Below are 12,462 nucleotides of genomic sequence, written 5' to 3'. Positions count from 1 at the left end.
GAAAAGCAAATATCCGAGTCACAGACAACTTAACACAACTACTCGATGAGATTGACCACACAAGTCTTTGAAATAGGTATGTAGAAACTATGGGCTATAAATTAGCTTATTAATTTTTTTAACCAATATCTCACGATTTTTAGCCAGTTTAAAAATTGTCGGCAAATGTCGAATGACTATCGGTTCTGACTCGAATACCGCATTGCGATCTTTGGCCTGAATATAATCACGGATCTGAAGCATCATCTGTTTATTAAATGCCCAAAGTGAATGACCTTTAAACTCAAGGGAATAAAATGCGTCATTGGGCCATTCAAGTCGATGTTTCTGTTTTGCCATACACTGATAACAACAAATAAGACCAAGATCTGTACCATCTGTAAAAGCACTGTTTGCCCTATGTTCCCAAGTCGAAGTACCTTGGTATTTTTCTGGCAATTTTTCCCGCCAAGAAGCATCCAATAGCGGAGGGAAAAACAGTACTCCAGGCCATTTATGGGCAAATCTTTGATTAAACAGCTTGATCTCAAACTGCCTACCCTCAAATAAATGCACATCTTTTTTCTCTAAACGAAAAACATGGGCAAAGGTAAAAGTGGCGCAGCCAGCACAATGGGGGCAAGTAACTTCAACTCCGTTTGGCAGGCTAAAAAACTCATAAAATCCTGTCATAGATACGACATTCCAAATGATTTAGAGACTAATTTGGAGCTCATCAATTTTCCAACCACCTTCATTTATCATGCTAATTCTTTGTTTTTCATTCGCCTCCGATGCATTACCACAGAGATCTTTTTGTGCATATTCAAGAACGGCCGTATCCCCTTCTATCACCTGCGACACTAAGGTGAGTGCTTTGCACTTGGCAGCGGCTTTTGAAAATGAAAGATAAGATGCGATCACTTCATCGCGGGACTGCTTCATCTGCTGCATATACTGTGGGAACTTAGACTCAACATCCGCTTGCTTACGTTGGGTATAGTAAGCCTTGTCCTCTTGATAACTCATCCCCTGCTGTACCTTAGCATTGTACTCGTCATAGACTTCGCTCGGCGATTTAGGCGTTGTACAACCTATCAGCACAAGCACAGATATGGGCAGTAAGAAAATCGATTTCATCATCGAACCTCCAAAACTAGACATGTATTATCAATAAAAGTGAAATTGAAAAAATCCCTTTTAGTAACTCTGTCATACCTTTCCTTTAAAAATAGATAATTAAGATTTTTAAACTGAATCAACGCCACGTTTTCCGATCATGATCCAGTTGTTTGATACCATCAGGATAACGTGTAAATAGTTCATCGATTACTTTAGCTTGGCAGCGTTGCTCATTCAATTGCAGCACAGTTGCTTACCTTGGCGAGTGCTAAAAATAAGTGCCATAAAACTGTGAGCATGCTCTAAATTGCTGTATTTGACAGGTCATTGTCTAATGCATTAAAAGGCACAAAGGTCTTTTTATCGAGCCAGAGAGGCGAGCGATTTTGTCCTGCAAGCTGATAAGCCCAAGTCGTAATGGCTTCAGAGCGATCACTCTCACAGACGAAATATCGACTGAGTTCAGAGTGTAACGTTTGGCCATGCTGGATAATATTTTGCTCATACCAGTTATCTTTATGGTGCTGAGCGGCAAGATGATCGCGTTTTTGATTATTACAACTGCTATGAGCGAGGACAAAATTATGGCCTAAATCATTAGGATATCGTGCCCAAGGGATAAAATGATCCACTTCGCCTGTTTCTTTTAATGATTTTTGGCAATAGAAGCATTGGCCTTTTTGGATATCAAGCAGTACAGGTCTAGCATAGGTGATCGTCTGTCTGTCGCTACCAAACAGAAACTCACTTAAATTGCCTTTACTGCCTATAATGACCTGATTTGCTGGAAACTCGGCGATTTTTTGTACCCATTGAGTACGAGCCAATGACACCACTAAATCGTGAAATCGCCTGAAGCAAAATGCGATCCCCGGATTCAACTCGATGTAATTTTTCGTTTTATCATGGGGATAAAGAAAACATTCTTCATTACGTGACAAGTTTTGTAAGCGCCATAAGGGGCCATCTTTAAACGTACCGCGCGTTTTACGCAATAAAGCTGGATAACTAAGATGCGCTTTTAACTGGGATAGACTGTTAACACCTTGATGGCGTAGTTCAATCAAACTGTTGATCAAGGCTGATTGCTTTCCACTATTTTGGATCAAGACAAAATACCCATCATTGGCACCAAAAGGCAAAGAGTGTTGCCAGTAAAGTTCAATAAACTTCTCTACCAAATCATCAATACTGATGGCGGTTTTCAGCGCAGGATCGGCATTGAGTATTAATGGCCGTTCGATACAGATATCGGCGATCGCATGCAGTAAGGCAAATTTGTAAGTTGCAACGAAATCCCCTTCAACTAACAGACGTTGTAAATAGCTAATAAATTCAACTTGTCTTCTCGCATCAATCGGCATTCAGTCGCTCCTGAATAATAACGCTTGCTTCAGGTGCATTTACGTTTGGCATCAGTTTGGGTGTAAAAACTAACGTCTGCCAATGCACTTGTGAGCGACCGAGTTTATCGGTTTCATCTTGGCTCAAATCTAAAAGTCGTAGCTGACAATCTGCAGCAAGTGTGAGCAGTTCATCGGCACTGACTGGGTGCATAACGCGCGCATCGTGGCTTGGGCCATGGCGCAAACTGATGACTAAAAGTCCAGTCGAATTGAGTAAGCGTGAGAGTGTTACTAGTGCAAGTGGGCGCTCTGAGGGAGATAAATGCATCCACACAGCGCTGAGTAAAATCAGATCAAACTGTTGCGCTAGGCCAACCACTTTTTGCAACTGAGGTAAACTATCCTCAATCCAACGCACGGGTAGATCCCTAGTTAACACCTGCCCCATTTTCGCTAAAACAACCGCAGGTTCGACTGCAATAATTTGTGTCTCTTTGCCCTGTGCTTTTTCGGCTAAATAATACACATCCCGGCCAGAACCAGCTCCCACATCCAATATCGACAATGTATTTTTGGTGAGTAGAGGCAAAAGATGATGCAACCAACTCGAATGCACTTCTTCAAAGGTTTTAGACAAATACTGTGCCGCGAGTATTTCGGCGTGGTCATTATAAAACACTGTGCTCACTGACAACGATCCTTTTGCAACAAGTGATTGTTTTTACAGACGCTAACTTATCACAGTCGTATTTGATAAAAAATACATGTCATCATTATCATGCTGTTTTGCATAAAATATTTAGCATTATGTTGTTCGCGATCACTGTGCTGATTTCGGCTATTCGACCCAATATTCTTATCAATACCTATGCAATCTCAGCATTTCCCCGTCGTTTTTGTCGCAGTGGTTTACACTCTATGAGTGAGTGTAAAGATAAGTGCAATTGATTGAATCTGTTACATGCTTCTCCAGAGCAGTTTCTATTTTAGTGTTGGAGTAAACGGGTTTTAACGTCTTGGCGTAGCGTCTACATAGAGATTAAGACCTAGGGCTCAATTATTTAGGATATCTATTGCCTATGAGTTTTGAAGATTCGTTAGAGCAACTTAAACGACAGTTTTTACATGCACTGCCGGATAAAAAGAAACAAATCATTACCCTGTGGATTTCGTTGCGTAAGAATTGGAATGCACACATGCTGTCGGCTGTGTATCGCGAGGTGCATAACTTAAAAGGGTCGAGCGAGACCTTTGGATTGTCGGATACCAAACACATAGTCGATAAACTTGAGCTGCAGCTTAAAGGGTTGCTCAATGCGCCAACCCCCGAACTTCATACTATCAAAGGCTTAGATACCCTCTTCCACCAGTTGTTGCAAAACAATATGCGCGGTCAACCGTCGCCGCCTGTGGTGGAGGCGCAAATGCAGCAAAGTCCCTATAAACCTGCTAAGGCGCGGCATGAGCACCATATTGCCATCATAGAAGACGATGGGAATGTCGGCGCTATGATCACAAAGCAGCTGCGAGAGTTCGGTTTTAGTGTGCAGCATTTTTTGAATTTCACGAGCTTTCTGGTGGTGCAAAATAAAACGCCCTTCGATCTGATTTTATTAGATTTAATTCTACCCGATTGGACTGAAGAGGCCTTGTTCGAAGCCGCCACTGAGTTTGAGAAGAATAATACCCGAGTGTTTGTTTTATCCTCGCGGGGAGATTTTGACATGCGGCTATTGGCCATTCGTGCCAATGTCAGCGAATATTTTGTCAAACCCGCTGAGACCACTTTATTAGTGCGCAAAATCCATCAATCCCTCAAAATGTCAGAGAAACAACCCTTGAAGGTGTTACTGGTGGATGATCAACAATCTATGGTGGATTACTTTTCAAGTCTGTTACGCAGTCACGGTTTGATGGTAAAAGGGTTATCGAGTGCCGAGCAAGTCTTGCCTGCCCTTGAGCAATTTGAGCCTGATTTGTTTATCTTCGATTTGTACATGCCCGAAGTGAACGGGCTTGAGCTGGCAAAGATGATCCGTCAATTGGACAAATACACCTCGAGCCCAATTCTCGTGTTGAGCTCTGATGATACGATGCAGAATAAAGTCAGCATCATACAAGCGGGATCAGATGACTTAATTTCAAAGCAAACCGCGCCGAGTTTATTCGTCGCGCAGGTGATTTCCCGTGCGCAACGGGGTCATGATATTCGCAGTTCGGCTAGTCGCGACAGCTTAACTGGGCTGCTAAATCATACCCAAATTCTGGTGGCTGCGAGACGCTGTTTTAACGTAGCGAAACGGATTAACTCTCAAGTTTGTATCGCTATGTTCGATTTAGATCACTTCAAAAAGGTCAACGATACTTATGGTCATTCCGGTGGTGATAAGGTGTTGTTGGCATTTGCCCACCTGTTACAACAATCCTTACGTCAAACTGACTTTACCGGCCGCTACGGTGGTGAAGAATTTATGTTAGTGCTGCCAGATATGCAAAAACCACTGGCGATTGCCAAGTTGAATGCGATCCGTGAAAGCTTTAGCCATATCGTATTTGTTGAAGATGGCGTCGAATTTAAGGTGACGCTCAGCGGCGGTTTAGCCTTTTCGGATCAATGTGAGGAATTTCAAGATTGCCTGTTACTGGCAGATAAAAACCTTTACGAAGCTAAGCGTTTAGGTAGAAATCAACTCGTGGTTTCTACGACTGACTAACCCTAAACAGAATGAGCCACTGCAGCGCACAAATCAGTTCGGCGTAATGCTCTTCCTGCGAGACTCACGTTCTATTCGTTACTTTTTAATCCCACTCAGCGTGGGCGGTCACAGTGAGCTTAAATGGTTAATGAGCTTGCTCGGCATCTGCGATAACTCCACTACATAATCTACTGCACGGCACTTTATTGCTTCTCGTGGCATGCCAAATACCACACAACTTTGTTCATCTTGGGCAAATGTAGTGACGCCTTTTTGGTGTAACGCCACCATGCCTTCGGCGCCATCTTTGCCCATACCGGTTAAAATCATCGCGCTCATATTGGGCGCGGCACATTGGGCCAAGGCCGTAAACATCACATCGACCGAAGGTCTGTGGCCACTGACCTTTTCATCTTGGGTTAATTTAACTTTATAACTACCACCCACTTTGATGATCTCAAGGTGATGATCGCCAGGGGCAACATAGGCATAACTGGGTAAGAGTCGTTCCCCATGCTCGGCTTCTTTGACAGTAATCCGTGACTGTCGATTTAAACGTTCCGCAAAAGTGCGGGTAAACCCCGCTGGCATATGTTGGGTGATCACTATCGGCGGCATAGCCGCGGGTAAATGTTGTAATACATAAAGAATGGCTTCAGTACCGCCAGTAGATGCGCCTATCGCGACTAAATGCTGTGTCAGGGTTGTATTGGCCAATATTGGCCGCTTACTTGAAACAGGGCGTACTGGCTCAACAAATTTCTGCGGCTTGATGATTTTGGCTTTCGCGGCAGATTTGATCTTATCTAAAATCAAATCCTGATAATCATGAATACCTTGGGGCGAGTCTAATTTCGGTTTAGGGATAAAATCCACCGCGCCTAAGGCCAAGGCATTAAAGGTCGCATCAGCGCCCTGCTCGGTTAACGATGAAATCATCACTACTGCAGTGGGTCTGGCTTTCATCAAGCGATCCAAAAATGTTAAACCGTCTACTTTGGGCATTTCGATGTCTAAGGTAATCACATCGGGGCGAAATTGGTTCACCAGATCTTTGGCCTCGTAGGCATCGGCAGCAAGCCCAACCAGAGACAGTTCAGAGTCAGCCTCAATCATTTTACCGAGCAAGCTGCGCATTAGCGCAGAATCGTCAACAACTAACACTTTGATCGTCATAACTTAATCACCAAATAGTTCAACGTCGCCGCCCGAAGGTAAATTACGAACCCGTAAACGGTACTCACTTTCCCTGTCAAGAATTGTGCTGTTATGCATGGATTTAATTTTGCGGACTTTCACTTTTCCCGTATGGGGAAAAAAATACACTTTGCGCGGATACACATCGAGTAAATCGGCAGCAACGATAGGGATATTTTCCAGATTGAGATATTCAATCACAAACTCAGCATTACGCTCACCAATGTTGTGCACAGTAAAACTGCGTAACATATTGCCGCCCCCAAACACCTTAGCTTCGAGTGAGTTACGCTGCGCGCCAAGCTTGAGCAAGTCGTTGATTAACAACTCCATGGCATACACGCCGTAACGGGCAGAATCGGCGAGCACCCCAGTACAATTGCTATTGTCACTTGGCAATAAAAAGTGATTCATTCCGCCAATTTTGAGCTTAGGATCATACAAGCACACTGAGACGCAAGAGCCTAACACTGTCACTATCATGGTATCTTCACGGGTCGCAAAATACTCGCCGGGTAATATTTTTACCGCATCGCAACCAAAATGATGATCGTGATAGCGATTCGGCTCTGCAATAGCATATTCGATATTAGGTTTTAGCACTCATGAGCCCCTTCACTGGCCGATAGGTTGTTTGACCAACGGCAGTGATGATTTGCGGGAACATATTAAAATTTTCCGAATGTCCCGCAATATACAGCCCATCCTCGCTAAGGGAGTTCATCATGTGTTTTAATATGACTTCCTGCGTTTCTTTATCGAAATAAATCATTACATTACGGCAAAAAATCATATCGATTGGCGTTTTTAGCGGCCAAAATGAATCGAGTAAATTGATGCGGGTAAACTTGAGCATCTGCTTTAATTCAGGCACAACGCGCACATTACCCAACTGTGAACCGCGTCCGCGGTGAAAAAACCGTTTCTTACGGATATCGCTGACAGTATCGATCCTGTCTAAGGGATAAATGCCCATTTCAGCCTTTTTAAGCACGCCGCTGTCGATATCGGAAGCAATGATCTCGATAGGCGTTTTAAAACTGTTGAAATGTTCAGCGACGACAATCGCAATCGAGTAAGGTTCTTCCCCTGTGCTACTGGCCGCACACCAGATCCTGCGAGTGTCAGGGTTATCGATTAAATACTGTTTTAACACCTCAAAGTGATGCGGCTCCCGAAAAAATGCCGTTTGATTAGTGGTTAACGCATTGATAAATTCTTGGTGTTCATTTTCATGGCTTAACAGATACTCAAAATAAGCCGAAAATCCGGCTAATTTCAATGTTCTGATCCGCCGCACTAAACGGCTATACACCATAGCATCCTTGCTATCAGCGAGTTTGATCCCCGCTAAGCGGTACAGCGTCGTCCTCGCGGTATTAAAGTGCACCGAGGTATAGGCAAACTCTCGTTCCAATGGTTTGTTTTCACTCAATTAAAATTCTTCCCATTCATCTTGATCTTGCTTAATGGGCTTCATCGCATTGGTTTTAGGTTTCTCTGTCACTCTGGCTCTTGCCATAGGTTGAAGCTGCTGTTTGATGGGCTTCATCGCCTTCGCTTTGGGCGCCGCTAATCTCGCGTTGCTGCGTCTTGGGGCTTCATCTTCGTCTTCCACGCGAAAACTGGCGACACTGTCTGAGAGTTGCTGCGCTTGGGATTGCATGCTTTCAGCTGCGGCGGCCGCTTCTTCAACCAATGCCGCATTTTGTTGCGTCATTTCATCCATTTGCACTACGGCTTTGCTGATCTCATCGATACCGATGGCCTGCTCATTAGACGCTGAGGCGATTTCCGCCATGATGTCGTTCACCCGTTTAATGGCGATGACGATTTCCTTCATGGTATCGCCGGACTTACCGACAAGGCTGTTGCCACTCTCGATTTTAGACACCGAATCCGAAATCAATGCCTTGATATCTTTAGCGGCATTGGCCGAGCGTTGGGCTAAACTGCGCACTTCTGATGCGACTACAGCAAAGCCACGGCCTTGCTCACCCGCCCGCGCAGCTTCAACGGCGGCATTAAGCGCTAAGATATTGGTTTGGAAAGCAATACCATCGATAACACCAATAATGTCGGCAATCTTACGCGCCGATTCATTAATCGATGCCATGGTCTGGACAACTTGCTGGATAAGCTCACCGCCATCCACTGCGACTTCAGCCGCTTTAGAGGCTAAGGCATTGGCTTGACTGGCGTTATCCGCATTGAGTTTCACTGTACCTGTGAGTTCCTCCATGCTGGCCGAGGTTTGCTCTAGGCTCGAAGCTTGCTCTTCGGTGCGGCTGGATAAATCTGCGTTACCTTGGGCTATTTCTGCCGAAGCGGTATTGATGGTATCCGCAGCTCGTTGAATATCTTGGATCATGAAGGATAACTTTTCAGCCGTTTGATTTGAGTAATTTTTCAAATCATCAAAGGTGCCTTCATAATCGTTATAAATGCGAGTGGTCAAATCGCCATCCGCTAGCGCCATCAGCACACGCGCCACATCTTGCAATCCACGTTCCGAGGTTTCAATTAACGAGTTTAAATTGTTCGCCAGCATTAAAAAGAAACCTTGCTTGCCATTTGTTTCCGCCCTTTGGGAGAAATCACCTGCCGCTGCGGCTGTGACTATGCGGGAAATTTCTTGTTCGGTTTGGACTTCAATGGTGCGGTCGAGCCATTCAACCACAGTCCCTAAGCGCTCACCTTCTTTAGACACTATGGGGCTAGCGGTTAAACGAAAGTGGCAACTGGCCACCTTAATAAGCGATTCATATTTACGGTCTAATTTATCGAGTAAACTTGCTTGGTGGGCAGGATTGCGGTGGAAGATATCCATCGAGCTGCCGAGGATTTTATCCACGGAAAAATGCGGTAAGGCTTGTCTGATCTCACTTTCAGAATGGCGCAACATAGTTTCGACCGAGCGATTCATATAAATGATCGTACGGTTAGCATCGGCTATCATGACGTTGGTACTGGTATTATTGAGCGCTTCGAGGATGCGCTGGGTTGCTCGCTCGGCTTCGATACTTTCGGTGCGGTCTATCCACTCAACACCTGTGCCTAAATGCTTATTTTCAGCGGTGATAATCGGCGTCAGAATCAACCTAAAGGTACGTTTGCCTATGGTGATTTGCGCGGTATGGGATTGGGTTAGACGTTCTAATAAATTGCGCTGATGTGCAGGATTTTTATGGAAAATGTCGATATTACTGCCGATCAGTTTGGCAACCGAGAACTGAGGTAACTCTTTACGAATATCGTCCTCTGCCTCTTGCAGTAAACGGACGACGGCTTTATTCGCATAAATAATATTGCGCTGACTGTCAGCGATCATAAAGCTGTTGCCACTGTTATCAAGTAGCTGAAAATAGCGCTGACGCTCTTCATCCCTTTGCTCACGCGCCTCATCATTGCCAAAAAAATTGAAAATACTCATTATTGTTACTCCTGATCAGTCAGACTATTTGCATCAATTAGACCCAGCTCATCACTGCTGATCAGAGCCTGAATATTTACTAAAATGATCATCTTATCCTCGACCGTGGCTAAGCCTTTGAGGTAGCGGCTATCGAACGCCACCCCAAATTCTGGGGCGGGTAAGATTTCCTCCGCCGACAGCTTAATCACATCGGAGACGGCATCGACCACTATGCCGACTATACGTTCAAACACGTTGAGCATAATAACGATAGTGAACTCGTTATAAGTGGCGGTTCCAACAGCAAATTTCATCCGCAAATCCACTATGGGCACTATGTCACCGCGCAAATTAATCACGCCTTTTATAAAACTGGGGGCGTTGGCGATTTTAGTGACCGACTCATAACCGCGAATTTCTTTGACGGACATAATATCGAGGGCATAGTGCTCTTCGCCTAACATAAAGCTTAAAAACTCCACCTCATCATGGGCGTTGTATTCCACTTTGGCGGTCATAGTTGATCGACTCTCCATGGCTATTTCCTTAATTTTTAATGTGCAGAGCGAGCGATTCGACATCGAGGATCAACGCGACGCTGCCATCGCCCATGATGGTGGCGCCGGAAACACCGGGGATCCTGCGATAATGTTTTTCAAGACTTTTAATCACCACTTGCTGCTGGCCAACTAAGGCATCAACGCACAGGCCAAAGCGCTTGTGGTTGCTTTCGAGCAATACGACTATGCCCTCTTCTGGGCAGCGGGCATTGGGCTCAATTTCCATCAGCTGATAAAGATTGAGCAGAGGTAAGTACTCTTCACGTACTTTTAAGAGTCTTTCTTTGGCGAGAAATTTAAGTTGTTCCGTTTGCGGCTGAATAGATTCTATGATGTGCACTAAGGGCAGAATGTAGATCTGATTTCCCACGGAAACCGTCATACCATCGACAATGGCGAGCGTGAGTGGCAACTGGATTTCAAAGGTTGAGCCTTGGCCCTCAGTGGATTCAATATCAATGCGTCCACCTAAGGCTTCAATATTACGGCGCACCACATCCATACCAACACCACGGCCAGACACATCCGTGACTTCCTCCGCAGTAGAAAATCCTGCGGCAAAAATCAATTGCCAGACTTGCTTGTCGCTACTGTTATCAGCCACTTGCAAACCGTTTTCCCGCGCCTTTTGAATAATGCGTTCACGATTTAAGCCCGCGCCGTTATCGTGCACAGCGATAACGATATTGCCGCCCCTTTGACTGGCTTTAAGGGATAACACACCTACTTCGGATTTACCCGCTGCGAGCCGTTTTTCAGGTTTTTCGATACCGTGATCTAAACTATTGCGCACTAAGTGGGTCAGCGGATCGACGAGCTTTTCAATCATTCCCTTGTCAATTTCTGTGTTGCCACCTTCAATCACGAGATTGACGTTTTTACCCAGTTGCTCAGAAAGATCCCTCACCAAACGATTGAAACGGTTAAACACAAAAGATACCGGCAGCATACGTACCGACATCACAGCTTCTTGCATCTCACGGGTATTACGTTCCAATTCATTGAGCGCAGTCTTAAGGCGTTCGCCTAAATCGCCCGTCATCTCGTTACCAATGAGAGTCAACATGGACTGAGTGATCACCAGCTCGCCCGCGAGATTAACCAAAGTATCTATCTTAGAGGTTTCGACCCTTAAGGTGGCATCCTGAGCCGGCGTGGCTGGTTTTTTAGTCGCTGTTTTCACCTCTGTGGTATTGGGCTTTGGGGCAACGGATGAGTTTGATGTTGCGTTTGAACTCAGTATTGCAGGTGAGCTTGCTTTCACAGAAGGACTCGTGGGCACGGTTGAATCAGGTGCGGTGGACTCAGTCGCTTTGGCTTTAAATAAGATGTTTTTGGATTGGCTACTTCCAGTTTCCTTGGCTTGATGTGCTCGAGTGGTCGCTGGCTTATAAACCTTCTGCACTAGCGGTTTTGAACTTAATAACTCGATTTCATTAGCGAAGGATTCTGGCGTTAATGCTTCAAAAAAACCAAAGCCTAACTCATCATCGTCAATTGTCACATCACACAGCTCAGCAATACACTCTTTATTATTTGCCACACTGTCAGCGCTGATGTCTTCCGCTTGATAAGCCTCATCAAAAAATCCAAAGTCTTCACCTTCGATGGCAATATCACGTGCCATTTCATCTTCAAAAAATCCAAAACCCAGATCTTCTGCCGCCACTGGTGCGGTGGGTGTTGCATTTATGATGGGAGTGCTAGCGGCGTCTGTACCATTACGTATCGCAACTGATGAACTAAAAGGCTCACCATTTAACGCTGCAACCAACTGGCTTTTACTGTATTCGACCTCCTGCCAATCAATCTGCTCTTCTTCGCGGTACAAGCTCAAGATATGGGATAACGTGTCCACAGTACTCAGCAGTAAATCGATAATGGATGACGTTAATTGGAAGTTACCCTTACGGGTTTTATCCAGCAGGTTTTCCATCACATGGGTGACACTGGTTAATGCGGTAAAACCAAAAATACCACTGCCGCCTTTTATAGAATGTGCAGCACGGAAAATGGTGTTCAGTTCTTCAGGATCGGGAGAAGCAAGGTCCAATGCCAATAGCAATTGTTCCATATTTTCAAGATGTTCATGACTTTCTTCAAAAAAGACCTGATGGAACTCGGCCATATTGATGGACATAGCGCAC

General features: G+C 44.9%; 11 protein-coding genes. 1 reads left to right on the top strand and 10 read right to left on the bottom strand.

Features of this window, described 5'->3' with window-relative positions; translation table 11 throughout:
* Positions 1–87: 87 nt before the first annotated feature.
* From L5M17_RS14650 to L5M17_RS14635, 4 genes are all read right to left on the bottom strand, one after another.
* The gene (locus L5M17_RS14650; RefSeq protein ID WP_263148280.1) at positions 88–672 is read right to left on the bottom strand and encodes a hypothetical protein; all 585 of its coding nucleotides are present in this window, start codon (positions 670–672) and stop codon (positions 88–90) included.
* Positions 673–693: 21 nt separating this feature from the next.
* Positions 694–1,122 carry a hypothetical protein gene (locus tag L5M17_RS14645; protein WP_219250807.1) on the bottom strand — a complete coding sequence of 143 codons (429 nt, stop codon included), beginning with the start codon at positions 1,120–1,122 and terminating at the stop codon, positions 694–696.
* Between the two features lie 281 nt (positions 1,123–1,403).
* Positions 1,404–2,465, bottom strand: coding sequence for an HNH endonuclease (locus tag L5M17_RS14640; protein WP_263148278.1), 1,062 nt, complete (start codon positions 2,463–2,465; stop codon positions 1,404–1,406).
* Positions 2,455–3,135 (bottom strand): class I SAM-dependent methyltransferase, encoded by a 681-nt coding sequence (locus L5M17_RS14635; RefSeq protein ID WP_263148277.1) that lies wholly within the window; start codon positions 3,133–3,135, stop codon positions 2,455–2,457. Before L5M17_RS14635 ends, L5M17_RS14640 begins: the two co-directional genes overlap by 11 nt.
* A 391-nt stretch (positions 3,136–3,526) precedes the next feature.
* Here L5M17_RS14635 and L5M17_RS14630 point away from each other — a divergent pair, with 391 nt between their 5' ends.
* Complete coding sequence (locus L5M17_RS14630) at positions 3,527–5,161, top strand: diguanylate cyclase (protein WP_263148276.1); 1,635 nt, start codon at positions 3,527–3,529, stop codon at positions 5,159–5,161.
* A 108-nt stretch (positions 5,162–5,269) separates the two neighbouring features.
* Here L5M17_RS14630 and L5M17_RS14625 read toward each other — a convergent pair whose 3' ends face one another.
* From L5M17_RS14625 to L5M17_RS14600, 6 genes are read right to left on the bottom strand one after another with little or no spacing between them, the layout of a single operon-like run.
* On the bottom strand, positions 5,270–6,319 hold the full coding sequence (locus L5M17_RS14625; protein ID WP_263148274.1) for a chemotaxis response regulator protein-glutamate methylesterase: 1,050 nt from the start codon (positions 6,317–6,319) through the stop codon (positions 5,270–5,272).
* 3 nt (positions 6,320–6,322) lie between these two features.
* Positions 6,323–6,943, bottom strand: a complete 621-nt coding sequence (gene cheD, locus L5M17_RS14620) for a chemoreceptor glutamine deamidase CheD (protein ID WP_219234147.1) — start codon at positions 6,941–6,943, stop codon at positions 6,323–6,325.
* On the bottom strand, positions 6,930–7,775 hold the full coding sequence (locus tag L5M17_RS14615) for a CheR family methyltransferase (protein ID WP_263148273.1): 846 nt from the start codon (positions 7,773–7,775) through the stop codon (positions 6,930–6,932). The genes cheD and L5M17_RS14615 overlap by 14 nt, the downstream gene beginning before the upstream one ends.
* On the bottom strand, positions 7,776–9,773 hold the full coding sequence (locus L5M17_RS14610; protein ID WP_263148272.1) for a methyl-accepting chemotaxis protein: 1,998 nt from the start codon (positions 9,771–9,773) through the stop codon (positions 7,776–7,778).
* Positions 9,774–9,778: 5 nt separating this feature from the next.
* Complete coding sequence (locus L5M17_RS14605; RefSeq protein ID WP_049821692.1) at positions 9,779–10,291, bottom strand: chemotaxis protein CheW; 513 nt, start codon at positions 10,289–10,291, stop codon at positions 9,779–9,781.
* Between the two features lie 10 nt (positions 10,292–10,301).
* Entirely contained in the window at positions 10,302–12,455 is a 2,154-nt protein-coding gene (locus L5M17_RS14600) for a chemotaxis protein CheA (protein WP_263148271.1), read from the bottom strand.
* Positions 12,456–12,462 lie beyond the last annotated feature (7 nt).

Source organism: Shewanella sp. SW24 (genome assembly GCF_025653395.1).
GTDB classification, from domain to species: domain Bacteria; phylum Pseudomonadota; class Gammaproteobacteria; order Enterobacterales; family Shewanellaceae; genus Shewanella; species Shewanella oncorhynchi.
Note: the sequence above shows the minus strand (reverse complement) of the source record. Positions and strands in the feature narration are given on the sequence as shown.

Excerpts from the sequence above, each read along its gene's own strand:
- L5M17_RS14650 (WP_263148280.1), bottom strand. The coding sequence starts at position 672 with ATGACAGGATTTTATGAGTTTTTTAGCCTGCCAAACGGAGTTGAAGTT.
- L5M17_RS14645 (WP_219250807.1), bottom strand. The coding sequence starts at position 1,122 with ATGATGAAATCGATTTTCTTACTGCCCATATCTGTGCTTGTGCTGATA.
- L5M17_RS14640 (WP_263148278.1), bottom strand. The coding sequence starts at position 2,465 with ATGCCGATTGATGCGAGAAGACAAGTTGAATTTATTAGCTATTTACAA.
- L5M17_RS14630 (WP_263148276.1), top strand. The coding sequence starts at position 3,527 with ATGAGTTTTGAAGATTCGTTAGAGCAACTTAAACGACAGTTTTTACAT.
- L5M17_RS14625 (WP_263148274.1), bottom strand. The coding sequence starts at position 6,319 with ATGACGATCAAAGTGTTAGTTGTTGACGATTCTGCGCTAATGCGCAGC.
- L5M17_RS14610 (WP_263148272.1), bottom strand. The coding sequence starts at position 9,773 with ATGAGTATTTTCAATTTTTTTGGCAATGATGAGGCGCGTGAGCAAAGG.
- L5M17_RS14605 (WP_049821692.1), bottom strand. The coding sequence starts at position 10,291 with ATGGAGAGTCGATCAACTATGACCGCCAAAGTGGAATACAACGCCCAT.
- L5M17_RS14600 (WP_263148271.1), bottom strand. The coding sequence starts at position 12,455 with ATGTCCATCAATATGGCCGAGTTCCATCAGGTCTTTTTTGAAGAAAGT.